The organism is Marinactinospora endophytica (assembly GCF_054780875.1).
The window spans coordinates 115,688-141,794 of sequence record NZ_BAAGVM010000008.1 but is presented as its reverse complement, the minus strand read 5'-3'; the positions used below and the strand labels follow the sequence as shown (position 1 = coordinate 141,794).

Sequence of the window (26,107 nt, the reverse complement as noted above, 5' to 3'; positions counted from 1 at the left end):
CCCTTAACGGGCATACCGCGCGCTCTCGGGATGAACAAAACCGTCTAGCCAAGTTATCGGACCCGGATTGAACAGCCAAAGCCACGCACCGCGCGGCCCCGCTCACCGGGCGAACATGTCCGTGGGCGCCTCCCCCGCGACCTCCGCCTCGGCCGGCTGGGGCAGCATGGTGTCCAGGACCGGTCCCGGGTAGACGCCCAGGAACACGGTCGCGGCCACCCCGACCGCGATCACGACCCCGGTGGGGCCGCCCGGCCTGAGCACCCGGGGTCCCTCCTCCGCGGGCTCGGCGAAGAACATCAGCACGATGATGCGGACGTAGAAGAACGCGGTGACCGCGCTGCTGAGCACGCCGATGACGACCAGCGGGGTGGCGCCGGCGGCGACGGCCGCCTCGAACACCGCGAACTTCCCGATGAAGCCGCTGGTCAGCGGAATGCCGGCGAACGCCAGCAGGAAGAGGCCCAGCGCGCCGGCCAACACCGGGGAGGTCCGGCCGAGCCCCGCCCACTGGGTCAGGTCGCCCGCCTCGCCGCCGCCCTCGCGCGAGCGCACCAGCGTGACGACGGCGAACGCCCCGACCGTGGTGAACCCGTAGGCGGCCAGGTAGAACATCGCACCGGCCAGCCCCTCGGGGCTCGCCGCGATCACCGCGGTGAGGATGAAACCGGCGTGCACGACGGAGGAGTAGGCGAGCAGCCGCTTGATGTCGCGCTGGGTCACCGCGATGACCGCCGCGGCCACCATCGTCAGGATCGCCACCACCCACATCATGGGTCGCCACTCCCAGACGGAACCGCCGAAGGGGACGTAGAACACCCGCAGCAGCGCCCCGAAGGCGGCCACCAGCGTGCAGGAGGCCATGAGCGCGGTGATCGGGGTGGGGGCTCCCTGGTAGACGTCGGGCTTCCAGTTGTGGAACGGCACCGCGCCCACCTTGAACAGCAGGCCCACACCTGCCAGGGCGATCCCCGCCAACAGCAGCGGTTCGCCGTTGGCGATGACGCCCGCGCCACCGCCGGCGACGGCCTCGGCGACGTCGGCGAAGTTCACCGAGCCCGCGTACCCGTAGACCAGGGCGATCCCGAACAGGAAGAACGCCGAGGAGAACGCGCCCAGGAGGAAGTACTTGACCGCCGCCTCCTGCGAGAACAGCCGCCGCCGACGCGCCAGGCCGCACAACAGGTACAGGGGCAGGCTCATGACCTCCAGCGCGATGAACATCGTGAGGAAGTCGTTGGCCGCGGGGAAGAGCAGCATGCCCAGCAGCGCGAACAGCACCAGCGGGTAGACCTCGGTGTGCTGCGAACCCGCGAGGACGTGTTCACGCTCCTCCTCGCTACCGGGCACCGCCGCGGCCTGCGCGGCGAAGGAGCTCTCCTCCTGACCGTGCTCGGCGATCAGCAGCAGGCTGGCGAGGGCGAGCACGAGGATCGTGCCCTGGAGGAACAGCGTGGGCCGGTCGACCGCGACCGTGGCGAAGGCCACCACGATCCCGGCCCCGTCGGCCGGCAGGGCCCCCACCAGCGAAACCGTCAGCACGAACGCGAGGAGCACCGCGCCCAGCGCCAGGACGAGCTGGGTGACCCTGCGACGGGCGCGGGGCACGAACGCCTCGGCGAGCACCCCGAGCACGCCCGCGGCGAAGATCACGAGCATCGGTGAGAGCAGCCCGTAGTCGATGTCGGGCGGCCCCTGAGTGATGACGGGCGCCGCGAGCGTGGTCTCCAGCGCCGAGTAAGCCGCGTGGTTCACTCGCCCGCTCCTTCCTGCCCGCCGGCGACCTGGTCGAGCGCCGGAGCGGGATCGGTGACGTCAATCTGCTGCATGGTCTGCTCGACAGCCGGGTTGATGACGTCGAGCAGCGGCTGGGGGTAGAGGCCGAACAGCACGATCAGCGCGATGAGCGGGCCGACGGCCCACAGTTCGCGCCCCGACAGGTCGCGCGGGGCCGGCCTGTCCTGGGGAAGCGGTCCGGTCATGGTGCGCTGGTACATCCACAGGATGTACAGGGCGGCCAGGACCACGCCGACGCTGGCGATGACGGCGGGAACCGGGTAGGCCGTGAACGTGCCGACGAACACCAGGAACTCGCTGACGAACGGCGACAGTCCCGGAAGCGCCAGGCTGGACAGGCCCGCCACCAGGAACGTTCCGGCCAGGACCGGGGCGGCCTTCTGCACCCCCCCGTAGTCGGCGATCTCGGCGGACCCACGCCGGGCGATGAGGAAGCCCACGATCAGGAACAGCGCGCCCGTCGAGAAGCCGTGGTTGACCATGTACAGCGCGGCGCCGGACTGCCCCTGGGAGGTCATCGCGAAGATCCCCAGCGTGATGAACCCGAAGTGCGACACCGAGGTGTAGGCGATGAGCCGCAGCATGTCGCTCTGGCCGATGGCGACCACCGCGCCGTAGACGATGCTCACCAGGCTCAAGACGATGACGGGCCACACGAACCAGGTCGCCGCGCCGGGGAAGAGCTCCAGGCAGTAGCGCAGCATGCCGTAGGTGCCGACCTTGTCCAGCACCCCGACCAGCAGCACCGCGGTCCCCGGCCGCGACGATCCGGCCGCCGAGGGCAGCCACGTGTGCACCGGCCACATCGGGGCCTTGATCGCGAAGGCCACGAAGAAGCCGAGGAACAGCCACTTCGCGGTGGCCGGGTCGATCCCCGCGAGCAGGCCCTCGGGGCCGGCCAGTTCCGACCACAGGAACGTGCCCTGGCCGGCGCCGGAGCTCAGCGCGTACACGCCAATCACCGACACCAGCATCAGCAGGCCGCCGAAGAGGCTGTAGAGCAGGAACTTCACCGCGGCGGCACGGCGCTGCGCGCCGCGCCCGTAACGCCCGATCATGAAGTAGACCGGGATGAGCATCGCCTCGAAGAGGACGTAGAACAGGAAGACGTCGGTGGCCGCGAAGACCCCGATCATCATCGCCTCAAGGACCAGGATCAGGGCGAAGTAGCCCTTCCCGCGGTCCTCGGCGTCGTCGTTCTCGTTCCACGCCGCCAGGACCACCAGGGGTACGAGCAGCGCGGACAGCAGGATCAGCACCAGCGCGATGCCGTCCACGCCGAGCGCGTAGTGCACCCCGAAGCGGGGGATCCACGGGTACACCTCGGTGAACTGCAACCGGGCGCCCGACGGGTCGAAGCGCGACGCCATGGCGAGGAGCAGGACCAGCGTGGCGAGCGTGACACCGAGCGTCACCCGCTTGGCCGTCTCGGCCCGGTCGCGTGGGAGCAGCGCCACGCCCAGCCCACCGAGGGCGGGTAGGGCGATGGCCAGGGTCAGCCAGGGAATCGTCATCGGGTTCCTCGCGTGCTGGGTCGGAACGTGCGCTGGATCGCCGGCGCGCAGGCCGGGGCCGGCCCGTCCCCCCGAAGACGGCTTCGGGGGACGGTGACGGCGGTGTGCTGTCTAGGCAACGCCCACCCCCAGCATCGTGGCGACCACCACGGCCGCGCCGAACACCATGGTCAGCGCGTAGGAGCGGGCGAACCCGGTCTGCGTCTGGCGCAGCCCCTGCGAGCTCTGGCGCACTCCCTCGGCGACCCCCCTGACCACCCCGTCGACGGCCGTGTCGTCGAAGGCGACGGCGGCGGCGGTGAGCCGCTGGCCGGGGCGCATGAAGAGGGCCTCGTTGAGGGCGTTGCCGTAGAGCTCGTTGCGGGCCGCCACCGTGATCGGGTTGCCCGCGGGAGCGGTACGCGGCACCTCGGCGCGGCCGTAACGCGCCCAGGCGAACGCCACGCCGGCGACCATGAGCGCCAGCGCGGTCAGGCTGGGCCAGCTGGTCAACATGTGGGCGAGGCTGAACTCGTGGTGTTCCGGCGCCCCGACGACCGGCTCCAGGAAGTGGGCGAACCGGTAGCCGAACACCAGGATCGCGCCGAGGAAGACCGAGCCGAGGGCCAAGACGATCATCGGAACGGTCATCGACTTCGGGGACTCGTGCGGGTGGACCCCGTCGTCCCAACGCGCGGTGCCGAAGAAGGTCATGAACATGACCCGGGACATGTAGAACGCGGTGAGCCCCGCGCCGATCAGGGTCGCCCAGCCGAGGATCTGCCCGGTGACGCCGCCGAAGGCGAACGCCGCCTCGATGATGCCCTCCTTGGTCCACCAGCCGGACAGGAACGGGAAGCCGATGATCGCCAGGTAGCCCAGGCCGAAGGTGGCGAAGGTGATCGGCATGGCCTTGCGCAGCGCGCCGTACCTGCGCATGTCCACCTGGTCGTTCATACCGTGCATGACCGACCCGGCGCCGAGGAACAGCCCCGCCTTGAAGAAGCCGTGGGTGACCAGGTGCGCGATGGCGGCGGCGTAACCGATGGGGCCGAGCCCTGCGGCCAGCGTCATGTAGCCGATCTGGCTCATGGTGGAGCCGGCCAGGGCCTTCTTGATGTCGTCCTTGGCGCAGCCGATGATCGCGCCGGCGAGCAGGGTGGCCGCGCCGACGGCGGCGACGACGAGCTGGGCGTAGGGCGCCGCCTCGAAGATCGGGCCGGAGCGGACGATGAGGTAGACGCCGGCGGTGACCATCGTCGCCGCGTGGATGAGCGCCGACACCGGGGTCGGGCCCTCCATCGCGTCGAGGAGCCAGGCCTGCAACGGGAGCTGCGCGGACTTCCCGCACGCGCCGAGCAGGAGCAGCAGCCCGATCGCGGTGATCACGCCGCGACCGGCGTCACCGGCCGCCTCGGCCACCGGCGCGAAGGAGAGGGTGCCAAACGTCGCGAACATCAGCATGATCGCGATGAGCAGCCCCATGTCGCCGACACGGTTGATGAGGAACGCCTTCTTGGCCGCGACGGCCGCCGACGGCTTGTGCTGCCAGAAACCGATGAGCAGGTAGGAGGCCAGGCCCACCCCCTCCCAGCCGAGGAACAGCAGCGCGTAGTTGTCCGCGAGCACCAGCACCAGCATCGCCGCGACGAACAGGTTGAGGTAGGCGAAGAACCGCCGCCTGTTCTCGTCGTGCGCCATGTAGCCCACGGAGTAGATGTGGATGAGCGATCCGACGCCGGTGATGAGCAGCGCGAACGTGATCGACAGCGGGTCGATGAGCAGGTTCACGTCGACCGTGAACGCGCCGACCGAGAACCACTCGTAGACGTGTGCCGAACGGCTGCGCTCCTGTGGCGCCAGGCCCAGCAGCTGGACGAGGGCGAGTACCGCCCACGCGAAGCCGGCCAGCGACATCGCGATGGCGAGCCAGTGCCCCCAGCCGTTGGTCCGCCTGCCGCCCAGCAGCAGGATCGCGGCGCCCGCGAGCGGGAACGCGATCAGGAGCCAGGCGTTGGCGAGGATCGCTCCCTCGGCCGCGGCGGTGACCGCGTGCGGCTCGGCGGCGAGAATTTCCGTCACGTCGCCCTGCCCCTCTAGTGCTTGAGCAGGTTGGCGTCATCGACCGACGCCGACCTGCGGGTTCGGAAGATCTGCATGATGATCGCCAGCCCGACGACGACCTCGGCCGCGGCGACCACCATCACGAAGAAGGCGATGACCTGGCCCTCGATACCGCCGTGGATGCGCGCGAACGCCACGAAGGCGAGGTTGCAGGCGTTGAGCATCAACTCCACGCACATGAAGACGATGATCGCGTTGCGCCGCACCAGCACCCCGGCCGCGCCGATGGCGAACAGGACCGCGGCGAGCAGGATGTAGTTCATCGGGTCCATGACCGCTCGGCCTCCTGCCCGTTCTCGTGGTTCTCGTCCGTGCTCCCGTCGCCGTCGGTCTCCTCGCGGGAGACCTCCGCGGCGCCCTCGGGCGGCTCCGGGGCGACGGGACGTCGCGGCGCCGGACCGGTGGTGAGCCGGATGTCCTCGGGCACCTTGGACTGGTCACGCGGGTCGCGCGCGGCCAGGACCGGGTTGAGGGACAGCTGCGAGACCGAGCCGTCCGGCAGCAGGGCCGGCATGTCGATCGCGTTGTGCCGGGCGTAGGTCCCCGGCCCGGGCAGCGGCGTGGGGTGGTCCCCACGGATGCGCTCGCGCGCCATTTCACGCTGGGTGCGGCGGCGCTTGAGGCGCTGGGTGTGGGCCAGCACCAGGGCGCCGAGCACCGCGGTGATGAGGAGTGCGCCGGTCGCCTCGAAGGCGATCACGTAGCGGTAGATGATCTCGCCGGCGATCCAGGGGATGCTGCCCCCCGCGGCGGTCACGCCCGCGTCGAGGCCGACCGGCTCGGCGACCGTGATGCGGGCCAGCCCGCCGCCCAGGGCGCCGAGGAAGCACAGCACGATCACTGCGGTGAGCAGGCGCTGTCCCTGGATCGTCTCGACGAGGGAGTCCGCCGAGCTCACGCCGACGAGCATGAGCACGAACAGGAAGAGCATCAGCACGGCGCCGGTGTAGACGACGATCTGGACGACCATCAAAAACGGCGCCTGGTTGATGCCGTAGAAGATGGCCAGCCCGATCATGACCACGGCCATCATCAGGGCGGAGTGGACGGCCTTGCGGCTGAACACGACCCCCAGGGCGGCCAGGATCACGATGGCGCCGATCACCCAGAACGCGGTTCCCTCCGCGCCCGACACCGGTCCGGCGGCGAGTGTCGTCGTCTCCTGTAGGAGTCGGGGAGTCACCGTGCGGCCTCGCTGTCCTTATCCGCGGAGGCGCCGGACACGGCGGCCTCGGGCTGCTCGCGGCCCATCCGGTAGTACTCCTCCTCGGTGTCGCCGAGCCGCATCGGGTGCGGCGGGGCCTCCATCCCGGGGAGCAACGGGGCGAGCAGCTGCTCCTTGGTGTAGATGAGGCTCTCGCGGTCGTCGTCGGCGAGCTCGTACTCGTTGGTCATGGTCAGCGCGCGGGTGGGGCAGGCCTCGATGCACAGCCCGCACAGGATGCAGCGCAGGTAGTTGATCTGGTAGACGCGGCCATAGCGCTCCCCCGGGGAGTACCGCTCCTCCTCGGTGTTGTCACCGCCCTCGACGTAGATGGCGTCGGCCGGGCACGCCCAGGCGCACAGTTCGCACCCGATGCACTTCTCCAGGCCGTCGGGCCAGCGGTTGAGCTGGTGACGGCCGTGGAAACGCGGCATCGTGGGCGCCTTGACCTCGGGGTACTCGACCGTGGGCACCTTCTTGAACATGGTCGTGAAGGTGACGCCGAACCCCTTGACGGGATCGAGCCAATCAAGCACCGGTAACCTCCTCGCGCTTGCCGGACGGCGCCGGCGGGGCCGTCCGGGGTTCCTCCGCTGGCACGCTGCTGCCGTAGTGCGGGGCGTGGGCGGGCGGCACGGGGAAGCCCCCGTACGCCGGGTCCTCGTGCACGGCCCGCGCGTCGCGGGCGCGTTCCTCGGCCTCGGCGGCCTGCCGACGCTCGGCGGAACGGCTCATCGCGAGCAGGGCGGCGAGGACCGCCAGGAAGAACACCACGATGACGGCGGACGTGACCAGCGGCGGGTAGCCCTCGTTGCGCAGCACCCGGATCGTCGCGACGGCGGTGATCCAGACGAGCTGCACCGGGATGAGCAGCTTCCAGCCGAGCTGCATGAGCTGGTCGTAGCGGACGCGGGGCAGCGAACCGCGCAGCCAGATGAACAGGAACATGACGGCGGCGAACTTCGCCAGCCACCACAGCACCGGCCACCAGCCCTCGTTGGCGCCCGGCCAGAAGGTGGTGATCGGCGGGGGCGCGAGGTAGCCGCCCAGGAACAGGGTGACCGACATCGCCGCGACGGTGACCATGTTGACGTACTCGGCGAGGAAGAACATCGTGAACTTCATCGAGGAGTACTCGGTCATGAACCCGCCGACCAGCTCCCCCTCGCCCTCGGCGAGGTCGAAGGGCAGCCGGTTGGTCTCGCCGACCATCGTGATCAGGTAGATCACGAACGACGGGAACAGGATGATCGCGAACCAGATCGGTTGCTGCGCCTCGACGATCCCCGAGGTGCTCAACGTCCCCGAGTAGATGAACACCGCGATGAACGACAGGCCCATCGCGATCTCGTAGCTGATGACCTGGGCCGACGCGCGCAGTCCGCCGAGCAGTGGGTAGGGCGAGCGGGACGCCCAGCCCGCCAGCACGATCCCGTAGACGCCGATCGAGGCGGTGGCCAGGACCAGCAGCACCGCGACCGGGAGGTCGGTGAGCTGGAGGCGGGTCTGGACCCCGAACATCGACACCTCGGGGCCGACCGGGATGACCGAGAAGGCGAGGAACGCCGGGATCGCCGCGACCATCGGCGCCGCGATGTAGACGACCTTGTCGACGCTGCGCGGGATGAGGTCTTCCTTGAGGGAGAGCTTCACACCGTCGGCGAGGGACTGCAACAGGCCCCACGGCCCCAGGCGGTTGGGGCCGTGACGCTGCTGCATGCGCCCCATGACCTTGCGGTCCGCCATGATCATCATGAGGACGCAGAGCATGAGGAAGACGAAGATCACGAGCGCCTTGATCAGGATGATCCACCACGGATCAGTCCCGAAGCCCTCGAACCCCGGCTCCGCGGCCAACCGGACCGCCTCTGCGTGCACGGATGGATGGGTCGTCACAGTCGGCTCCCAGCACTCGTCACCGCGCCGGCGGGCGCGGTGTCGTCCACGGCCAGCGACACGACCGTGCCGTTGCCCGCGCCGAGCTCGCGGCGCGCGGCGCAGTCGCGGGCGGTGGCCGGCAACCACACGACACGGTCCGGCATCTCGGTCACCACGGCGGGGACGCTCACCGAGCCACCGGGGCCGGTGACCCGGAGCCGGCCTCCGTCGGCCAGTCCGATCTCGGCCGCGGTGGCCGCGGACAGCCGCGCGATCGAGGGACGCGCGGTACCGGCGAGGTGGGGCTCCCCGTCCTCCATCCGGCCGGCCCCGAGGAGACGGCTCCAGGTGGCCAGCACGGCCTGTCCCGCCTCGGGCGCGGCCTGCGCCGCGGGCCGGGTGACCGGGTCGGGGACGCGGTCGCCGGCCCAGGCCCCCAGGCGGTCCAGCTCGCGCCGGGCGGCCGTGGCGTCGGGCAGTCCGAGGTGGACGTCCATCTCGTCGGCGATCGCCGAGAGCACGCGCAGGTCCGAGAGCGCGCCGGGGACCTTCAGCGCCGCGCCGAACGGACGGCCGCGGCCTTCCCAGTTGACGAAGGTCCCGGACTTCTCGGCGACCGCCGCCACGGGCAGCACCACGTCGGCGCGGTCGGTGACGTCGCTGACCCGCAGCTCCAGGCTGACGATGAACGGGACCCGGCCCAGCGCGGCGCGGACGCCGTCGGGGTCGGGCAGGTCGTCGGGGTCGACGCCCGCGATGAGCAGCGCGTCGAGTTCGCCGGCCGCCGCCGCGGCGATGATGCCCGCGGTGTCACGGCCCTCGAGGGCGGGCAGGTCGCCGACCGACCACACCCGGGCCACCTCGGCGCGGGCCGTCGCGTCGGAGACCGGCCGTCCCACCGGCAGCAGGTTGGGGAGCGCGCCGGCCTCGATCGCGCCGCGCTCGCCGGCCCGCCGCGGGATCCAGGCGAGCCGGGCGCCGGTACGGTCGGCCAGCCGCGCGGCCGAGGACAGCGCCCCCGGCGACTCGGCCAGCCGCTCGCCGACGAGGATGACCGCCCCGGGTTCGCGCAGCGCCTCGATCGCCTCGGCGCAGACCGTCCCCAGTTCGTCCAGGGCGCGGGCCTCCTCCCCCGGCCGGGCCGGCAGGAGCCTGCCGTCGAGCTTGGCCAGCCCCCGGTCGGCGTGGGAGGCGACGGAGTAGACGCGCAGCCGGTTCTTGCGGACGGCCTTGCGCAGCCGCAGGAACACGATCGGCGACTCGTCCTCGGGTTCGAAGCCGGCGAGCAGGACGGCGGGCGCCTTCTCCAGATCCGCGTAGGAGACCCCGATCCCCGTGCCCGCGACCCGCGCGGCGAGGAAGTCGGCCTCCTCGGCGCTGTGCGCCCGGGCCCGCAGGTCGATGTCGTTGGTGTGCAACGCGACACGGGCGAACTTGCTGTAGGCGTAGGCGTCCTCCAGCGTGAGCCGCCCGCCGACGAGGACGCCGACCCGTCCCGTGGCCGCGGCGCGGGCCAGTCCCCGGGCCGCGACGCTCAGCGCCTCGGGCCACGAGGCGACCTCCAGCGCGCGGCTGTCCTCGTCGCGCACCAACGGCCGGGTCAACCGGTCGGGGCGCGTGGCGTAGGTGAACGCCCAGCGTCCCTTGTCGCAGTTCCACTCCTCGTTGACCTGCGGCTCGTCACCGGCGAGCCGCCGGGTGACCTTGCCCCGGCGGTGGTCGGTGCGCAGCCCGCAGCCCGAGGCGCAGTGCTCGCACACGCTGGGCGTGGAGACCAGGTCGAAGGGGCGCGAACGGAAGCGGTAGGCCGCGCCGGTCAGCGCGCCGACCGGGCAGATCTGCACCGTGTTGCCGGAGAAGTAGGACTGGAACGGCTGCCCCTCGGCGATCCCGACCTGTTCCTTGGCGCCGCGTTCCAGCAGCTCGATGAACGGGTCGCCGGCGATCTGGGCGGAGAACCGGGTGCAACGGGCGCACTGGATGCAGCGCTCCCGGTCCAGCAGCACCTGGCTGGACAGCGGGATCGGCTTGGGGAAGGTCCGCTTGGTCTCGGTGAAGCGGGTCTCGCCCTGGCCGGTGGACATGGCCTGGTTCTGCAGGGGGCACTCACCGCCCTTGTCGCAGACCGGGCAGTCCAGCGGGTGGTTGATCAGCAGGAATTCCATGATCCCGCGCTGGGCCTTCTCGGCCACCGGCGAGGTGAGCTGCGTCTTGACGACCATGCCCGGCATGACGGTGGTCGTGCACGACGCCTGCGGTTTGGGCATTCCCCGCCCGTTGCCCGCGTCGGGGATCTCGACCAGGCACTGGCGGCACGCGCCGACCGGGTCGAGCAGCGGGTGGTCGCAGAACCGGGGGATCTGGATGCCCAGCAGCTCGGCCGCGCGGATGATCAGGGTGCCCTTGGGCACCTGGATCTCGAAGCCGTCGATGGTGACGGTGACGAGGTCCTCCGGGGGGACTGCGGGCGTCCCGCCCGAAGTCGTGTTCGTGGTGACGGTCACCGTTCCTCCTCGCGTTCCCGTCGTGTCCGGTGGGTGTCGGTCGTGGTCCGGTCGGGTCTCACCGGCCTCCTCCCCACACCGTCGACTTGGCGTGGTCGAACGGGCAGCCACCGTGTTCCAGGTGGTCGAGGTACTCCTGGCGGAAGTACTTGATGGACGACGTCACGGGGCTGGTCGCGCCGTCCCCCAGCGCGCAGAAGGAGCGGCCGAGGAGGTTGTCGCAGATGTCCAGCAGCCGGTCGAGGTCGGCCTCGGTGCCCCGGCCGTCCTCCAGCCGCTCCAGGACCTGCACCATCCAGTAGTTGCCCTCGCGGCACGGCGTGCACTTCCCGCACGACTCGTGGGCGTAGAAGGAGATCCACCTGCCGACCGCGCGCACGACGCACGTCGTCTCGTCGAAGATCTGCAACGCGCGGGTGCCCAGCATCGACCCCGCGGCGCCCACCGATTCGAAGTCCAGCGGCGTGTCCAGGTGGTCCGCCGTGAAGATCGGGGTGGAGGACCCGCCGGGGGTCCAGAACTTCAGCTCGTGGCCGGCGCGGATCCCGCCGGCCATGTCCAGCAGCTCGCGCAGCGTCACCCCGAGCGGCGCCTCGTACTGGCCGGGCCGGGTGACGTGCCCCGACAGGGAGAAGAAGCCGAAACCGGCCGACTTCTCGGTGCCCATCGAGGTGAACCACTCGGCGCCGTTGGCCACGATGCTCGGCACGCTGGCGATCGACTCGACGTTGTTGACGACCGTGGGCGAGGCGTACAGGCCGGCCACGGCGGGGAAGGGCGGCTTGAGCCGGGGCTGGCCGCGGTACCCCTCCAGCGAGTCGAGCAGCGCGGTCTCCTCGCCGCAGATGTAGGCGCCCGCGCCCGCGTGGACGACCACGTCGAGGTCGAACCCGCTGCCGAGGACGTCCCGGCCGAGCAGCCCCGCCTCATAGGCCTCGGCCACCGCGTGCCGCAGCCGCCGGATGACGTGCAGGACCTCGCCGCGCACGTAGACGAAGGCGGTGTTGCTGCGGATCGCGTAGGAGGCGATCGCGATGCCCTCGACGAGCGCGTGCGGGTTGGCGAGCAGCAGTGGGATGTCCTTGCAGGTGCCCGGTTCGGACTCGTCGGCGTTGACGACGAGGTAGCGCGGGTTGGGGTTGTCCTTGGGCAGGAACCCCCACTTCATCCCGGTCGGGAAGCCGGCCCCGCCCCGGCCGCGCAGGCCGGAGGACTTGACCAGCTCCACGATGGCGTCGGGCTCCATCGTCAGCGCCTTGCGCAGGGCCTGGTATCCACCGGTCTCGCGGTAGGCCGCGAGGGTGAAGGAATCGGGTCGGTCCCAGTTGCGGGAGAGGACCGGCGTCAGCGTCGTCACTTCGCGTCCCCTTCGACGTCGTCGGCCCGTTCGGCCGCCGGGCGGGCCGGGTCGGGCGCTGTCCAGCCGTTGCGACGGGCCACGTCGAGGCCGGCCAGCGACGGCGCGCCGGCCTGCGCCCCCTGGGTGGCCAGGCCGTCGGAGAATCCGGCGAGCACCCGGGACGCCTGCTTCCAGGTGCACAGGCGGTCGGGTCCCCGGGTGGGCTTGACGTCACGGCCCAGGCGCAGGTCGTCGACGAGGCTCTTGGCGCTGTCGGGCGTCTGGTTGTCGAAGAACTCCCAGTTGACCATCACGACCGGCGCGAAGTCGCAGGCCGCGTTGCACTCGACGTGCTCCAGCGAGACCTTGCCGTCCTCGGTGGTCTCGTCGTTGCCGATGCCCAGGTGTTCCTTGAGGGCCGCGAAGATCTCGTCGCCGCCCATCACCGCGCACAGCGTGTTCGTGCACACGCCGACGTGGTACTCGCCGGTCGGACGGCGCTTGTACATCGTGTAGAAGGTGGCCACGGCGGTCACCTCGGCGGTGGTGATGCCGAGCTGCTCGGCGCAGAAGGCGATGCCGTCCGCGCTGACGTACCCCTCCTCGGCCTGCACCAGGTGCAGGAGGGGCAGCAACGCGGAACGCTCCCGCGGGTAGCGGGCGATGATCTCCTTGGCGTCGACTTCCAGCCGGGCCCGGGTCGTCTCGTCGCTGAACACGCTCATCAGCGGTCCACGCCTCCCATCACAGGGTCGATGCTGGCCACCGCCGCGATGACGTCGGCCACCGTGCCGCCTTCGCACATCGCCGCCACCGCCTGGAGGTGGGTGAACGAGGGGTCGCGGAAGTGCACCCGGTAGGGGCGCGGCCCGCCGTCGCTGACCGCGTGGCAGCCGAGTTCGCCCTTGGCGCTCTCGACCGCCGCGTAGGCCTGGCCCGGCGGCACCCGGAAGCCCTCGGTGACGAGCTTGAAGTGGTGGATGAGCGCCTCCATCGAGCCGCCCATGATGTGGGCGATGTGGTCGGGGGAGTTGCCCAGGCCGTCGGCGCCGAGCGCGAGTTGGGCCGGCCAGCCGATCTTGGCGTCCTCGATCATCACCGGGCCCGGCTTGAGCCGGTCCAGGCACTGTTCGATGATGCGCAGGCTCTGCTCCAGCTCCGCCACGCGCACCCGGTAGCGCGCGTAGACGTCGCCGCCGTCGGAGACCGGGATGTCGAACTCGTAGTTCTCATAGCCGCAGTACGGCTTGGCCTTGCGCAGGTCCCAGCCCAGCCCCGAGGCGCGCAGCAGGGGTCCGGTGACGCCCAGGGCCATGCATCCGGCGAGGTCGAGGTAGGCGACGTCGCGGGTGCGCTTGAGGTAGATGGGGTTGGCGTCGAGCAGCCGGCGCATGTCCCGGATGCGCTTGGGCATCTCGGTGAGCAGTTCCTTGATCTTGCCGACGGCTCCGGGCGGCAGGTCCTGGGCGACCCCTCCGGGGCGGATGTAGGCGTGGTTCATCCGCAGGCCGGTGATCATCTCGAAGATGTCGAGGATCATCTCGCGCTCGCGGAACCCGTTGGTCATGATCGTGGTCGCGCCGAGCTCCATGCCGAACGTGGCCATCGCGACGAAGTGCGAGGACATCCGGTTGAGCTCCATCATCAGGACCCGGATGACGTCGGCGCGCTCGGGAACCCGCTCGGTGATGCCGAGCAGCTTCTCCACGGCCAGGCAGTAGGCCACCTCGTTGAAGATCGGCGTGAGGTAGTCCATGCGGGTCACGAACGTGGTGCCCTGCGTCCACGTTCGGAACTCCATGTTCTTCTCGATGCCGGTGTGCAGGTAGCCGATGCCGACCCGGGCCTCGGTGACGGTCTCGCCGTCCAGGGTCAGGATGAGCCTCAAGACGCCGTGCGTCGAAGGGTGCTGCGGCCCCATGTTGACGACGAGGCGTTCGGCGGCTCCCTCACGCGCCGCCGAGACGACCTGGTCCCAGTCGCCGCCCGAGGCGTCCACGTAGGTGTCGGTGGTGGTGGTCATGCGTACGACCTCCGCTCGTCCGGCGGGGGGATCTTGGCGCCCCGGTACTCCACCGGGATCCCGCCCAGGGGGTAGTCCTTGCGCTGCGGGTGCCCCTCCCAGTCGTCGGGCATCTGGATCCGGGTCAGGGCCGGATGCCCCTCGAAGACGATGCCGAAGAAGTCCCAGGCCTCGCGCTCGTGCCAGTCGTTGGTGGGGTAGACGTCGACGATCGAGGGAACACGCGGGTCGGCGTCGGGGCAGGTGACCTCCAGCCGGATCTCCCGGTTGTGGGTGATCGAGCGGAAGTGGTAGACCGCGTGCAGCTCGCGCCCCTCGTCGGAGGGGTAGTGGACGCCGGAGACCCCCAGACACAGCTCGAAGCGCAGCGCGGGGTCGTCGCGCAGCCGGCGGGCGACGTCGCGCAGCCGGTCGCGGCGGATGTGGAGGGTCAGCTCCCCCCGGTCGACGACGACCCTCTCCACCGCGTCGGCGAACCCGGCCCCTTCGGCGCCCAGCCCGTGCCGCAGGGCGGTGACGATCTCGTCGTACCCCTCGGTGCGCGGGTCGTCGGGGTCGGTGTAGGGCGGTTCGGTGCCCATCGGAGGGGCGCCGCGGACCCGCAGCCCCCCATAGCCCGATGTGTCACCGGATGTCCGGCTTCCGAACATGCCGGTGCGGACCACCGGGGAACTGAGACGTTGCTCACCTGCCCGAATAGGGGCGTTCTCCCCTTCCGGGGGGTTAGTCTGTCCTTTGTGATCTTGGGGGCTCATGGGGTCACCCCCTCGGTCCGCTGAACCAGAGGAAGAGTGCGCAGCTTACGCTGCTCGATCTCCTCGATCTCACGTTCACGGTGCGCGCCGAGCTTGGTGTTTTGGACCTTGTCGTGCAGTTTCAGCACGGCGTCCAGCAACATCTCCGGTCGCGGCGGGCACCCCGGGAGGTAGATGTCCACAGGCACGATGTGATCGACGCCCTGCACGATGGCGTAGTTGTTGAACATGCCACCGCTGGAGGCGCAGACGCCCATGGCGATCACCCACTTCGGCTCGGCCATCTGGTCGTAGATCTGCCGGAGCACGGGGGCCATCTTCTGGCTGACCCGGCCCGCGACGATCATCAGATCGGCCTGACGCGGCGTGGCGGAGAACCTCTCCATGCCGAACCGCGCGATGTCGAAGCGTGGTCCGCCGGCCGACATCATCTCGATGGCGCAGCAGGCCAGTCCGAACGTCGCCGGCCACATGGACGACTTGCGCACGAAGCCGACGACCTGTTCGACCGTCGTCAGCAGGAAGCCGCTCGGCAGCTTCTCCTCGAGACCCATCCCGCGAACCCCCTTTCCCGGTTGTCCGTTCCGCTGGAATGACCGCACGGCGGACGTGCGGTGATCTTGGGTGGGCGGGGCATCCGCGTCAGCCCCATTCGAGACCGCCGCGGCGCCACTCGTAGGCGTAGGCGATCGAGACGTTGACGAGGAAGAGCAGCATCGCGACGAGGCCGAACATGCCGAGCGCGTCGAGGTGGATCGCCCAGGGCACGAGGAAGATCACCTCGATGTCGAAGACGATGAACAGCATCGCGGTCAGGTAGTACTTGATCGTGAAGCGGCCACCGCCCACCGGCTGTGGCGTCGGGTCGATCCCGCACTCGTAGGCCTGGAGCTTGGCCCGGTTGTAGCGTTTGGGCCCGGCGATCGCTCCGACCACCATGGACAGGACCACGAACCCGGCGCCGATCCCGCCGAGCACGAAGATGGGTGCGTACAGCTCCATCGCTAGCCGTTCCCCTTCTCGTCACGGGGCGCGCGGAAGGCGGGGGTCGATTCGCCTCCCGCGCCCGTGGACATGGTGATGTTCCCGCATGTGATTTCTTTCACTTGCGGTGGTGGCCTTTGCGTCGCGGTTGCCATGAGGCAGGCCCTTCGGGGTCGTCCGGGCCGGCTCAGGCCGCCGGGGCCATCTTGGACAGACCGTTGATCACCCGGTCCATCGCGTCCCCTTGGCTCGGCTCGGTCAGGTTGGCCAGCAGCTTCAGCGTGAACCGCATCAGCAGGGGCCGGGGCAGCCCGTACTTGGTCGCGTACTTCATGATGTCCGGGTTGCCGATCATCTTCACGAAGTAGCGTCCGAGGGTGTAGTAGCCGCCGTAGGTGTCGCGGAGCGTGCGCGGGTAGGCGAGGAGGGTGCGTTCCCGCGCCTGCTGGGTGGGGCGGCTCATCGCCTGGACGATGACGTCGGCGGCGATGTGCCCGGCCTCCATGGCATAAGCGATGCCCTCGCCGTTGAACGGGTTGACCATGCCGCCGGCGTCGCCCACGAGGAGCAGGCCGCGGGAGTAGTGGGGGGTGCGGTTGAAGCCCATGGGCAGCGCGGCACCGCGGATGCCCCCCTGCTGGTTCTCCTCCGTGAACCCCCACTCGGCGGGCATGCTCTGCGTCCAGCGGCGCAGGAGCTTGCGGTAGTCGACGTCTTGGAAGGAGGCCGTGGAGTTGAGGATGCCCAGGCCGACGTTGCTCGTGCCGTCGCCCACGCCGAAGACCCAGCCGTAGCCGGGAAGCAGCACCTCACGCCCGCCGCTGGAGTCCCACAGCTCCAGCCAGGACTCCAGGTAGTCGTCGTCATGGCGGGGGCTGGTGAAGTAGGTCCGCACCGCGACCCCCATCGGACGGTCGTCGCGCTTGCGGATGCCCATCGCGACCGACAGCCGCGAGGAGTTGCCGTCGGCGGCGACGACCAACGGGGCCCGGTAGGTCACCCGCTCGCCCTCGGCGTTCTTCGCGCGCACGCCCACGATGCGGTTGCTGCGCGCGTCGATGATCGGCTCGGTGACGTTGGTGCGCTCCAGCAGCCGCGCGCCGGCCTTGACCGCGTTCTCGGCGAGGATCTGGTCGAAGTCGAAGCGGGTGCGGACCAGCCCGTAGTCGGGGTACTCGGCAAGCTCCGGCCAGGGCAGTTCCAGCCGCACCCCGCCGCCGATGATGCGCAGTCCGCGGTTGCGGATCCAGCCCTCGTCGTCGAAGGAGATGCCCATCGCCGTGAGCTGCTTGACCGCGCGGGGGGTCAGACCGTCGCCACAGACCTTCTCGCGGGGGAAGGCGGTCTTCTCCAGGACCAGAACGTCGAGGCCGGCCTGGGCCAGGTAGTAGGCGACGGTGGAACCGGCCGGACCCGCGCCGACGACGATGACGTCGGCCTCGTGCTCGGGGCGTTCCTTGACGGCAGACGGTGTGGTCGGTGCTGTCTCGCTCACGAGTGGTCCTGACTGGTCGGCGCGGCTCTGCGCAGGCGGGGCGGGGACCCGCTGGTGTGGCTGCTTGCTACTTCGAAAAGGTTCGTACGCTTGTGAAGGGCTTCACAAACCCTTTTGCCCGCAGTCTAGACCTTTCCCGAGCCACGAGCGACCCCCGGGGGGCATTCATCTTGTCCGCGCCCTTTCCGGGCGCGACGGCCTTTCACGCTGTCACTGGAGTTGACGGGGAATACAACTGTCTGTTTTGTCGCCTTATACGGCAAGAGGGGACTTTCGTACTCAAATATGGAGACGAGACACCCGAATACGCGGCTTAGGCCAGCCGGCGTCCCCGATGCAGCGCCACCGCCCCCAGCGTGAGATTGCGCCAGGCGACGTCCGACCACCCCGCCGCCTGCATGCGCCGCGCCAGCACCGGCTGGTTCGGCCAGTCGGCGATGGACTCGGAGAGGTAGGCGTAGGCGCCCGGGTTCCCGGTGAAACAGCGCGCGACGAGCGGCAACGCCACCTTCAATCCCGCGCCGTAGATCCGGTCCAGCGGCCGCACGGGGATATGGCTGAACTCGCAGATGACGATCCGGCCTCCGACCTTGGTGACCCGCAGCAGCTCTCGCAGCGCCCGGTCGACGTCGTTGACGTTGCGCAGCCCGAACGAGATCGTGACGGCGTCGAAGGTCTCGTCGGCGAAGGGCAGCCGCAGCGCGTCACCGGCGACGACCGTGACCCCCCGCCGCGAGGCCCCTCCCCGCCGCCGTGCACCCACCTGGAGCATGCCCAGGGAGAAGTCACAGGCGATGACCCTGGCGCCCTTGACGGTGAAGGACTCCGACGAGGTCCCCGTACCGGCCGCGAGGTCGAGCACGAGCTCGCCGCTGTAGGCCTCGACGGCGTTGACGACGGCGCGCCGCCAGATCCGGTCCTGGCCCAGCGAGAGCACGTCGTTCATCAGGTCGTAGCGGCCGGCGATGTCATCGAACATGGCGGCGACGTCACGGGGTTGCTTGTCGAGTTCGGCACGGGTCATGGGAATCAGCCTAGAACGTGTCGAACCCGGAACGGGCGAACCCCCGCCTCCACCGCGTTTGCCCTCCTCACCCACACGCCACACCGACTACGCTTGGTGACCATTCGAACCTCGTCGGTAACGCGAGGTGATCCCGCGACGGCCCGATCTCCTGGAGTACGCCCGTGCCCCACAGCCACCGCACTCTCGTGACCGCAGCGCTGTCGGCGCTCGCCCTGACCTCCACCGCCCTGTACGCCTCCCCCGCCCTGGCGGGACTCGCCCACGACTCCGTCGTCAGCGAGCGTCCCGTGGCCTGGACCCCGCATGTCCTGGACGGCAGCGTGAAGGCGATCGCCCAGGTCGGTGACGTCATCGTCGTCGGCGGCGACTTCACCCGCGTGATGGCGCCCAACCGCACCGGCGAGACCGAGCGCGCCGGGCTGTTCGCCTTCCGCCCCGGTACGGGGGAGCTCCTGACCGAGTTCCGGCCCGAGGTGAACGGCACGGTCATCTCCCTGGTGCCCTCCCCCGACGGCGGGGTCTTCGTCGGTGGCGACTTCACCACGGTCAACGGGGAACCGCAACAGGGCGTCACCAAGCTGTCGGTCCCCGACGGCAAACGCGTCACCGGCTTCACCGCCTCGCTGGAGGGGGGCTCGGCCTACCGCCTGGCCCAGCACGGCGGACGGCTCTACGTCGGCGGCTCCTTCACCGCGGTCAACGGCCAGGCGCGCACCGGCCTGGCCCGGCTCGACGGCGTCACCGGGAAGCTCGATCCCCATCTCGCGCTGACGCTCAGCGAACCGCGCTCGGGAAGGCTGCGCGTGCAGGAGCTCGCGGTGAGCCCGGACGGCCGCAGGCTGGTCATCGGGGGCACGTTCACCGTGGTGGACGGGGAGCGCAGGTACCAGATCGCCATGATCGACACCGGATCGAGTCCGGCCCGGCTGAGCGCGTGGTCGACCGAGGCCTACTCCAAGCCCTGCGACTACGAGGAGATCAACACCTACATCCGGCAGATGGACTTCGCCCCCGACGGCTCCTACTTCGCCGTCGTCACCCGCGGCGGTCCGGAGAAGAAGCCCGGGCTGTGCAAGACGGTCGCGCGCTGGGAGAACGAGGACCGCGCGGGCGCCGAGCCCACCTGGGTCAACTACACCGGCGGCGACTCGATCCACTCCGTGGCGGTCACCGGCTCGGCCGTCTACGTGGGAGGACACCAACGCTGGATGGACAACCCCGAGGGGGACAAGGACGCCGGTCCCGGCGCGGTGGAACGGTCGGGGATCGCCGCGGTGGACCCGGTCAGCGGCAAGGCCCTGGCCTGGAACCCCGGCCGGACCCGGGGTTATGGGGTCGAGGCGCTGACCCCCACTCCTGACGGCCTCTACGTCGGCAGCGACACCGACCGGCTCGCCGGCGAGTACCACGCCCGGCTGGGCATGTTCCCGATCGCCTAGGACGCGCGGGTCAGCCCCGGCGCTCGTCCCTCTCCTCGCCCCCGGCCGCTCCTGCGGCCGGGGGCGCCGCGTTCTCCTCGACGGGGGTGACGCCCTCGGCCCGGTCGGCGGCCTCGCGGCCGGCCACCTGGAACTCGTCCTCCTTCGCGGCACCGGCCTCCAGCTGCGCCCCCATCCCGCGCATCCGGGTCATCCAGCCGGCGACGACCTCCGACATGGCGTCGCGCTGGGCGTTGAGCAGGATGTAGCTGACCAGCCCACTGAGGAGGAAGGCCAGCGCGATCGCCAGGAACCCGCGGGCGCCGAGCAGGTAGAGCAGGCCGAACGCGACCGCGAACAGGAGGAGCCGGGACGCGGTGTAGGCGATGACGCTGCGCATGGGTTCTGCCTCACAACGGACGAGACGACGTTTCGGACGGGGCGGCCGGATCCGGACGTCTCCACGGGCCGATGTCCCATGGACACGCCGGAGGGCATCCGCCCTCTTCACAGGGTAAGGGGGGTTCTCCCCGAGACCCGACCGACCCACCCGTGACGAGTTCGAGCTGTTCGGAGCGCGGAACCCGGCCCGGGGAACGGACGTTGGACCTCTGTGAGACAGCCCCGGACAACCACCCGAATATGAAGGTCACGTTCCGATCACATTCAGGCGTCCCCTGTCCCCTCCTTCCCATTTTTACGAAAACTAGGGAGGAATCGGACTAACTCGTGCACACTAGGGGATCAACCGCCCGCCCATATCCCAGGCGGGCCCGAAGGGGGATTGTGAAGGTGGAAAGAGGAAGCGAACGCTTGCTGACCCCCGGAGAGGTGGCTTCCCTCTTCAGGGTGGATCCGAAAACGGTGACCCGTTGGGCCGCCTCCGGCAGGATCAGCAGTATCCGAACACCCGGCGGCCATCGCCGCTTCCGGGAATCCGAGGTGCGCGCGCTGCTGCACGGGGAGAACGGCGAATCCCCACGCTGACCCGGCCGCGACCATCAGGTCCAATGTGTTGCCTCGACGCCGAACACCACACCGATATCAGCGGATAGGCTGGAAACATGGTGTGGCTCGGTGCCCTTATCACGCTGCTCTCGATTGTGCTCTGGGTGTACGCGTTCTTCGACGCGCTCACCAGCCCTGCCGAGGAAGTGCGTCACCTGCCGAAGTTGCTGTGGCTGGCCATCATCCTGCTCTTCATGGTCGTCGGCCCCCTGCTGTGGCTCTTCCTCGGCCGTCCCCGGGTAGCGGCTCCCACGGTGGCCCAGGGGCCCGTGCACCAGGTCTCCGCCGACGACCTGGACCCCTCGGACTTCCAGCGTCCCTCCGGCCGCGCCCAGCCGCTCGGTCCTGACGACGACCCGGACTTCCTGCGCCGCCTGAACAAACGCATCAACCCCGAGGACTGACGACATGACGAGGGGCCCGTCCCACTGGGACGGGCCCCTCGTCTGGTCTCCCCTGGTCGGTGAACGCCGCCTAGGCGTAGGAGTGCAACCCGCTGAACAGGTAGTTCACCCCGAAGAAGTTGAAGAGCAGGCAGGCGAAGCCCACCAGGCCGATGACCGTGGCCTTCGTCCCGCGCCAGCCCGCGGTGGCCCGGGCGTGCAGGTAGGCCGCGTAGACGACCCAGGTGATGAACGACCACACCTCCTTGGGGTCCCACCCCCAGAACCGGCCCCACGCCTCGTCGGCCCAGATGGCACCGGCGATGATGCCGAACGTCCACAGCGGGAACGCGAGTACGACGAAGCGGTGCGAGACCCGGTCCAGCAGCTCCGAGCTGGGCAGCTTGGCGGCGATCCCGGCGACCGTCTCGCCCCGCGCCCGCTTGGCCTCGGTCCGCTGCGCCAACAGGTAGGTGATCGCCGCCGCACCCGACACCATGAAGGCGCCCGTCGCCAGGATCGCCGCGGAGACGTGGATGGCGATCCAGTAGGAGTCCAGGGCCGGGATGACCGGGCCGGCCTCACTGTAGAGCCACTTCGCCGCGATCCCCAGCAGCAGCAGGACCGGCACCAGCACGAACGTGCCCAGGTAACGGGCCTTGTAGCGAATGGCGCCGAACAGGAACGCCGCCACGGAGCACAGGCAGACCGCCACCACGAACTCGAACATGTTGCCCCAGGGCCAGCGGTCCGCCGCGAGGCCGCGGGTGACGATCTGGCCGAGGTTGAGCAGGAAGCCCAGCACGGTGACCCCGAGCGCGACGTTGCCCAGGATGTGCTGGGAGGCGCTGGTCTCGGGGTTGGGGGCGCGGAGGTTGACCTCCATGCCGTCCTCGTCGGCGCCCGAAGCCCCGACCCCGACCAGACGCTCGGCCTTGATCGCCTTGCGTCGCCCATACGCCGCCTCGACGGCGAACAGGAACAGGGCGATGGCGTAGGTGACGATCATCGCGATGATGAGGGCGTCGCTGACCGACGCCATGCCCTCGTCGACCGCCGGTTCGGCGGCGAGCACGGTGTTCACCGGCTACTCCTTCTCGGTGCTCGTGTCGTCGGAAGCGGGACGCTCCCGCAGTCTGTCCCGGAGCCGCAGGCTGATCCCGTGCAGCTCGGTGATGGCGCCGGCCCCTTCGGTCTTGCCCAGGCCACCGACCTCGACCACGGTGCGGCCGTCGGCGTCGGGCCTGGCCCGCACCCAGGCGCGGCGGGGGTGGACGAACAGCGTGCACAGCAGCCCCAGCACCGCCGCGACGGCGGCGACCAACGCCGGCACACGCGCCGGGTCGCTGTTGACCTGGACGCTGATGTACTCGCGGTAGCCGGTGAAGGTGATGTTCCCGGCTCCCTCGGGCAGCTCCCAGGTCTCGCCCGGGGAGAGCTGCGGGGAGTCCCCGAGCTCCTCCATCCGTTCGGTGTAGAGCTGGTAGACCGACTGGGAGTCGCCGCTGTCCAGCCCCAGGTCGCCCTTGAAGGCGCGCAGCGTGACCACCGGGTTGCGGGCCCCGGGGAAGTCGGAGGTCAGCTCGCCGGTGGCCGTCTCGGCCGCCGAGGGCAGGAACACCGCGGTGAAGCCGAGCTGCTCCGCTCCCGTGTCGGGCACCTTCACCACACCGTCGGAGACGAAATTGCCCTCCTGGCGGTCCAGGAACGGCACCGCCTGGTCGAAGACGACCTCGCCGTCGGGGTTGGTCACCGTGAACTCCGGCGCGTAGCCGTGGCCGAGCAGGTAGACCTGGGCGCCGTCCACCGACAGGGGGTGGTTGACCTCCAGGGTGTGGGTGCGCTCGGGGGCGTCGGGAGCCTCCCGGTAGGTCACGTCGGCGACATAGGAGGCCGCCTGACCGGTGAGGTCGCCCTCCTCGATGAACTCGGCCTGGAAATCGTCCAGCCTCAGCCAGAACGGCTGGAGGTCGCCGGGTTCCACCGACGTCCCCGGTTCGTAGGCGTCGTAGGAGGTCACCGTGTTGGCGAACCCGTCCCCCTCGATGATCAGCATGTTGCCGCGGTAACCGAAGAGCGAACCGGCGCCCAGGGCGATCAGCAGGCCGAGCAGGGCGAGGTGGAAGACGACATTGCCGGTCTCGCGCAGGTAGCCCTTCTCGGCCGCCACGGAATCGTCCCTGGTGTCGATCCGGTACCCCTTGAGCGCGGCGCGCGCCTCGGCGAGCACCGTCTGCGGGGACGCCGCGGTGGTGAAGCTCGCCGAGTAGGGCAGGCGGTCGAAGTTGTGCGGGGTCCGCGGCGGGCGCGCCCGCATCGCGCGGTAGTGCGCGGCGGCCCTCGGCAGGACGCAGCCCGTCAACGAGACGAACAACAGCAGGTAGATCGCGGCGTACCAGGGCGAGGAGTAGACGTCGAACAGGTAGAACCGGTCGAGCCACGGCGCGAGGTCGGGGTTGTCCAGGAAGTAGTTGCGGACCTGTTCGTCGCTGACCGAGCGCTGCGGCAGGACCGAACCGGGGATGGCGCCGATCGCCAACAGGAAGAGGAGGATCAGCGCGGTCCGCATCGAGGTGAGGATGCGCCAGGCCCAGCGCGCCCACCCCAGGGCGGAGAGCCGGGGCGGACTGTTGGTCCCCGTTTTTCCGGTGCTGTCGGCCGCGCCGGCCGGCTTCAAGGAAGTCACTGCTAAATCACCGTCGTGAAGTTGGCGGTCCAGCCCTGCATGATGGCGTTGACGTCGGTCCACAGACCGGACACCAGGAGCAGGCCCACGACCACGAGCAACGCGCCGCCGACCGCGGTGATGACGCGGTAGTGGCGCTTGACCCAGTCGAACGCGCCGAGGGCGCGTCGGTACATGAGGGCCGCCGCGACAAACGGCAGACCCAGGCCCAGGCAGTAGGCCAGCGACAGCAGCGCGCCCCGGTCGACACTGCCCTCGACGAACGCCAGCGACTGCACGGCGGCCAGCGTCGGGCCGATGCACGGCGTCCAGCCGAGTCCGAACAGCACGCCCAGGAGAGGCGCCCCGGCCACCCCCGCCGCCGGCAACCGGTGGAACCGGAACTCCCGGTTCAGTCCCGGCACAACGCCCATGAAGGCCAGTCCCAGCACGATCGTCATGGCGCCCAGGACGCGGGTGATGACATCGGAGTAGTCCAGCAGCAGACCGCCGACGCCTCCGAAGAAGACCCCCACCGCCACGAACACCGCGGTGAAGCCGGCGACGAACAGCAGGCTGCCGGCGAGCATGGTCCACCGTCGAGCCGCCAGCGCGTCATCGACGGTCTCGACCCGCGCGGCGTCACCGGAGGCCGCCGCCGCGACCTGCGCCCGGCGCCGTGTGGCGATGTCCGCGCCGGTCATACCGGTGACGTAGGAGAGGTAGCCCGGCACCAACGGCAGGACGCACGGGGACAGGAACGACACCAATCCGGCCGCGGCCGCCAGCGGAACCGCCAGCAGCAGCGAACCCTGCACGATCGTTTCGGCGATCATGCGGATCCGGCGTCCTCCCGGGCGCCCTCGTCCAGGACCGGCTCGACGAGCCCGGTCAGGTCACGGTAGTTGGTGGCGCCGATGACACGGGCGGCGATGCGGCCCTCGCGGTCGATGACCAGCGTGCTGGGGATCGCCTGGGGCGGAACGGTGTCGCGGAACGCCTGGGGGACCTCGCCGGCCTGGTCGTACAGGCTGGGGTAGGTGACCTCCTGGTTGCGTTCGAACGCCTCGGCGGAGGTCCGGTTGTCCTTGATGTTGACCCCGAGGAACTCCAGGCCGGCGTCCTTGTACTCGCCGTAGACCTCCTCCAGGACGGGCGTCTCGGCGCGGCAGGGAGCGCACCAGCTCGCCCAGAAGTTGACGACGACGACGTCTCCCTCGTAATCGTCGAGGGAGATGGGGTCGCCACCGATCGTCTCCCCCTCGACAGCGGGCGCGGGGGTGCGGTCCTCGGGCGCGAACGCGGTCGTGGACCCGTCGCCCTCGACGTAGCGGTCGTTGGAGCTTCCGGAGTCGGTGGCGGCCTGTCCGGCGCAACCGGTGAGCGCGATGACCGCCGCGAGGGCGGCGACCGAACGCCGGAACGCCGGGCGCGTGCGGGCACCGGGCTCATTACAGGGCATCGTCAAAACCTCGAAAGAGGAGGTGAAACAGGCATCGTTCAATAACGACACAGTGTAGTAGATGCCCTGCGCGAGAGGACTTCGGCCCGGTCCGGGCAGGTCCCAGGCCCCGAGGCCCGCACCCCGGGGTGGGAGAGGCGGGCGTGCCGGGGGAGACACGCCCGCGGATTCCGATATCCGGTGCCGACGCGAAGGCCGGCCGTTCCCCGGTGCCGGTGGGCGGGGTGCACCGCTCCGGGGAGTCCCGGATGCCGCTGCTAACCGGCCTCGACGAACGCCTCTCGGAGGTAGTCGTGGACAGCTCGTTCAGGCACCCGGTAGGAACGTCCCACCCGGATGGCGGGGAGAACCCCCGAGTGGACCATTCGGTAGACAGTCATCTTGGAGACCCGCATGATCGTCGCGACCTCGGCCACGGTCAGGAACCTGACCTCGTCCAAAGGAGCCTTGCCACCGTTCATGTTCCGCCGCCCTCTTTCCCGGACGTGGGCGTACTCGTCCCTGCCCTGTCGCCACCGTGGCGGGTGCGAAGCGATGATCCACTCCGT

Annotated in this window: 25 protein-coding genes; 3 read left to right on the top strand and 22 right to left on the bottom strand. The window is 70.1% G+C overall.

The features are described from left to right. Window positions 1-102: 102 nt before the first annotated feature. From nuoN to ACYVHU_RS16390, 16 genes are all read right to left on the bottom strand, one after another. The gene (nuoN, locus tag ACYVHU_RS16465; RefSeq protein ID WP_268805520.1) at window positions 103-1,755 is read right to left on the bottom strand and encodes an NADH-quinone oxidoreductase subunit NuoN; all 1,653 of its coding nucleotides are present in this window, start codon (window positions 1,753-1,755) and stop codon (window positions 103-105) included. After that, window positions 1,752-3,311 carry an NADH-quinone oxidoreductase subunit M gene (locus ACYVHU_RS16460; protein WP_078763197.1) on the bottom strand — a complete coding sequence of 520 codons (1,560 nt, stop codon included), beginning with the start codon at window positions 3,309-3,311 and terminating at the stop codon, window positions 1,752-1,754. The genes nuoN and ACYVHU_RS16460 overlap by 4 nt, the downstream gene beginning before the upstream one ends. 111 nt (window positions 3,312-3,422) lie before the next feature. Continuing rightward, entirely contained in the window at window positions 3,423-5,372 is a 1,950-nt protein-coding gene (nuoL, locus tag ACYVHU_RS16455) for an NADH-quinone oxidoreductase subunit L (RefSeq protein ID WP_200813713.1), read from the bottom strand. Window positions 5,373-5,386: 14 nt separating this feature from the next. Continuing rightward, window positions 5,387-5,686 (bottom strand): NADH-quinone oxidoreductase subunit NuoK, encoded by a 300-nt coding sequence (nuoK, locus tag ACYVHU_RS16450; protein WP_078763196.1) that lies wholly within the window; start codon window positions 5,684-5,686, stop codon window positions 5,387-5,389. Next, window positions 5,674-6,597 carry an NADH-quinone oxidoreductase subunit J gene (locus tag ACYVHU_RS16445; protein ID WP_498948944.1) on the bottom strand — a complete coding sequence of 308 codons (924 nt, stop codon included), beginning with the start codon at window positions 6,595-6,597 and terminating at the stop codon, window positions 5,674-5,676. The genes nuoK and ACYVHU_RS16445 overlap by 13 nt, the downstream gene beginning before the upstream one ends. Next, window positions 6,594-7,154, bottom strand: a complete 561-nt coding sequence (gene nuoI, locus ACYVHU_RS16440; protein ID WP_078763194.1) for an NADH-quinone oxidoreductase subunit NuoI — start codon at window positions 7,152-7,154, stop codon at window positions 6,594-6,596. The genes ACYVHU_RS16445 and nuoI overlap by 4 nt, the downstream gene beginning before the upstream one ends. Beyond that, window positions 7,147-8,496, bottom strand: a complete 1,350-nt coding sequence (gene nuoH / locus ACYVHU_RS16435) for an NADH-quinone oxidoreductase subunit NuoH (RefSeq protein WP_078763313.1) — start codon at window positions 8,494-8,496, stop codon at window positions 7,147-7,149. The genes nuoI and nuoH overlap by 8 nt, the downstream gene beginning before the upstream one ends. A 14-nt stretch (window positions 8,497-8,510) precedes the next feature. Beyond that, on the bottom strand, window positions 8,511-11,000 hold the full coding sequence (locus ACYVHU_RS16430; RefSeq protein ID WP_078763193.1) for an NADH-quinone oxidoreductase subunit G: 2,490 nt from the start codon (window positions 10,998-11,000) through the stop codon (window positions 8,511-8,513). A 58-nt stretch (window positions 11,001-11,058) separates the two neighbouring features. Next, window positions 11,059-12,357 (bottom strand): NADH-quinone oxidoreductase subunit NuoF, encoded by a 1,299-nt coding sequence (nuoF, locus tag ACYVHU_RS16425; RefSeq protein ID WP_078763192.1) that lies wholly within the window; start codon window positions 12,355-12,357, stop codon window positions 11,059-11,061. Continuing rightward, window positions 12,354-13,064 (bottom strand): NADH-quinone oxidoreductase subunit NuoE, encoded by a 711-nt coding sequence (nuoE, locus tag ACYVHU_RS16420; protein WP_078763191.1) that lies wholly within the window; start codon window positions 13,062-13,064, stop codon window positions 12,354-12,356. The genes nuoF and nuoE overlap by 4 nt, the downstream gene beginning before the upstream one ends. Beyond that, complete coding sequence (locus ACYVHU_RS16415) at window positions 13,064-14,362, bottom strand: NADH-quinone oxidoreductase subunit D (RefSeq protein ID WP_432937167.1); 1,299 nt, start codon at window positions 14,360-14,362, stop codon at window positions 13,064-13,066. The genes nuoE and ACYVHU_RS16415 overlap by 1 nt, the downstream gene beginning before the upstream one ends. Continuing rightward, a complete protein-coding gene (locus ACYVHU_RS16410; protein ID WP_078763189.1) occupies window positions 14,359-15,117 on the bottom strand; it encodes an NADH-quinone oxidoreductase subunit C in 759 nt (252 codons plus the stop codon). The genes ACYVHU_RS16415 and ACYVHU_RS16410 overlap by 4 nt, the downstream gene beginning before the upstream one ends. Then, window positions 15,114-15,671, bottom strand: coding sequence for a NuoB/complex I 20 kDa subunit family protein (locus tag ACYVHU_RS16405; RefSeq protein WP_078763188.1), 558 nt, complete (start codon window positions 15,669-15,671; stop codon window positions 15,114-15,116). Before ACYVHU_RS16405 ends, ACYVHU_RS16410 begins: the two co-directional genes overlap by 4 nt. Before the next feature lie 88 nt (window positions 15,672-15,759). Further along, entirely contained in the window at window positions 15,760-16,119 is a 360-nt protein-coding gene (locus tag ACYVHU_RS16400) for an NADH-quinone oxidoreductase subunit A (protein WP_078763187.1), read from the bottom strand. A 169-nt stretch (window positions 16,120-16,288) separates the two neighbouring features. After that, window positions 16,289-17,596 carry a geranylgeranyl reductase family protein gene (locus ACYVHU_RS16395; protein WP_078763186.1) on the bottom strand — a complete coding sequence of 436 codons (1,308 nt, stop codon included), beginning with the start codon at window positions 17,594-17,596 and terminating at the stop codon, window positions 16,289-16,291. Between the two features lie 313 nt (window positions 17,597-17,909). After that, window positions 17,910-18,620: a demethylmenaquinone methyltransferase gene (locus tag ACYVHU_RS16390; RefSeq protein WP_078763185.1), complete on the bottom strand. Its 711-nt coding sequence runs from the start codon at window positions 18,618-18,620 to the stop codon at window positions 17,910-17,912. 188 nt (window positions 18,621-18,808) lie between these two features. On the opposite strand from ACYVHU_RS16390, the gene ACYVHU_RS16385 reads away from it, so the two are divergent. Beyond that, window positions 18,809-20,062, top strand: a complete 1,254-nt coding sequence (locus tag ACYVHU_RS16385) for a delta-60 repeat domain-containing protein (protein WP_498948942.1) — start codon at window positions 18,809-18,811, stop codon at window positions 20,060-20,062. Between the two features lie 10 nt (window positions 20,063-20,072). Here ACYVHU_RS16385 and ACYVHU_RS16380 read toward each other — a convergent pair whose 3' ends face one another. Further along, entirely contained in the window at window positions 20,073-20,441 is a 369-nt protein-coding gene (locus ACYVHU_RS16380) for a DUF4229 domain-containing protein (RefSeq protein ID WP_498948940.1), read from the bottom strand. A 386-nt stretch (window positions 20,442-20,827) separates the two neighbouring features. Here ACYVHU_RS16380 and ACYVHU_RS16375 point away from each other — a divergent pair, with 386 nt between their 5' ends. Both ACYVHU_RS16375 and ACYVHU_RS16370 read left to right on the top strand, forming a co-directional pair. Then, window positions 20,828-21,028 (top strand): BldC family transcriptional regulator, encoded by a 201-nt coding sequence (locus ACYVHU_RS16375; protein ID WP_078763182.1) that lies wholly within the window; start codon window positions 20,828-20,830, stop codon window positions 21,026-21,028. Between the two features lie 77 nt (window positions 21,029-21,105). After that, window positions 21,106-21,453 carry a PLD nuclease N-terminal domain-containing protein gene (locus ACYVHU_RS16370; RefSeq protein WP_078763181.1) on the top strand — a complete coding sequence of 116 codons (348 nt, stop codon included), beginning with the start codon at window positions 21,106-21,108 and terminating at the stop codon, window positions 21,451-21,453. 70 nt (window positions 21,454-21,523) lie between these two features. Here the strand turns inward: ACYVHU_RS16370 and ccsB are convergent, their stop codons facing one another. From ccsB to ACYVHU_RS16345, 5 genes are all read right to left on the bottom strand, one after another. After that, window positions 21,524-22,474: a c-type cytochrome biogenesis protein CcsB gene (ccsB, locus tag ACYVHU_RS16365; protein WP_498948988.1), complete on the bottom strand. Its 951-nt coding sequence runs from the start codon at window positions 22,472-22,474 to the stop codon at window positions 21,524-21,526. 45 nt (window positions 22,475-22,519) lie between these two features. Further along, the gene (resB, locus tag ACYVHU_RS16360; protein WP_498948986.1) at window positions 22,520-24,109 is read right to left on the bottom strand and encodes a cytochrome c biogenesis protein ResB; all 1,590 of its coding nucleotides are present in this window, start codon (window positions 24,107-24,109) and stop codon (window positions 22,520-22,522) included. An 11-nt stretch (window positions 24,110-24,120) separates the two neighbouring features. Further along, window positions 24,121-24,933, bottom strand: a complete 813-nt coding sequence (locus ACYVHU_RS16355; RefSeq protein WP_498948938.1) for a cytochrome c biogenesis CcdA family protein — start codon at window positions 24,931-24,933, stop codon at window positions 24,121-24,123. Further along, entirely contained in the window at window positions 24,930-25,559 is a 630-nt protein-coding gene (locus tag ACYVHU_RS16350) for a TlpA family protein disulfide reductase (protein ID WP_078763179.1), read from the bottom strand. The genes ACYVHU_RS16355 and ACYVHU_RS16350 overlap by 4 nt, the downstream gene beginning before the upstream one ends. 257 nt (window positions 25,560-25,816) lie before the next feature. Further along, window positions 25,817-26,020 carry a helix-turn-helix domain-containing protein gene (locus ACYVHU_RS16345; RefSeq protein ID WP_078763178.1) on the bottom strand — a complete coding sequence of 68 codons (204 nt, stop codon included), beginning with the start codon at window positions 26,018-26,020 and terminating at the stop codon, window positions 25,817-25,819. Between the last annotated feature and the right edge of the window lie 87 nt (window positions 26,021-26,107).

Coding starts and splice junctions, on each gene's coding strand:
- ACYVHU_RS16460 (WP_078763197.1), bottom strand. CDS start 3,311: ATGACGATTCCCTGGCTGACCCTGGCCATCGCCCTACCCGCCCTCGGT.
- nuoK (WP_078763196.1), bottom strand. CDS start 5,686: ATGGACCCGATGAACTACATCCTGCTCGCCGCGGTCCTGTTCGCCATC.
- nuoE (WP_078763191.1), bottom strand. CDS start 13,064: ATGAGCGTGTTCAGCGACGAGACGACCCGGGCCCGGCTGGAAGTCGAC.
- ACYVHU_RS16415 (WP_432937167.1), bottom strand. CDS start 14,362: ATGACCACCACCACCGACACCTACGTGGACGCCTCGGGCGGCGACTGG.
- ACYVHU_RS16410 (WP_078763189.1), bottom strand. CDS start 15,117: ATGAGCCCCCAAGATCACAAAGGACAGACTAACCCCCCGGAAGGGGAG.
- ACYVHU_RS16405 (WP_078763188.1), bottom strand. CDS start 15,671: ATGGGTCTCGAGGAGAAGCTGCCGAGCGGCTTCCTGCTGACGACGGTC.
- ACYVHU_RS16400 (WP_078763187.1), bottom strand. CDS start 16,119: ATGGAGCTGTACGCACCCATCTTCGTGCTCGGCGGGATCGGCGCCGGG.
- ACYVHU_RS16390 (WP_078763185.1), bottom strand. CDS start 18,620: ATGACCCGTGCCGAACTCGACAAGCAACCCCGTGACGTCGCCGCCATG.
- ACYVHU_RS16380 (WP_498948940.1), bottom strand. CDS start 20,441: ATGCGCAGCGTCATCGCCTACACCGCGTCCCGGCTCCTCCTGTTCGCG.
- ACYVHU_RS16370 (WP_078763181.1), top strand. CDS start 21,106: ATGGTGTGGCTCGGTGCCCTTATCACGCTGCTCTCGATTGTGCTCTGG.
- ccsB (WP_498948988.1), bottom strand. CDS start 22,474: ATGGCGTCGGTCAGCGACGCCCTCATCATCGCGATGATCGTCACCTAC.
- ACYVHU_RS16355 (WP_498948938.1), bottom strand. CDS start 24,933: ATGATCGCCGAAACGATCGTGCAGGGTTCGCTGCTGCTGGCGGTTCCG.
- ACYVHU_RS16350 (WP_078763179.1), bottom strand. CDS start 25,559: ATGCCCTGTAATGAGCCCGGTGCCCGCACGCGCCCGGCGTTCCGGCGT.
- ACYVHU_RS16345 (WP_078763178.1), bottom strand. CDS start 26,020: ATGAACGGTGGCAAGGCTCCTTTGGACGAGGTCAGGTTCCTGACCGTG.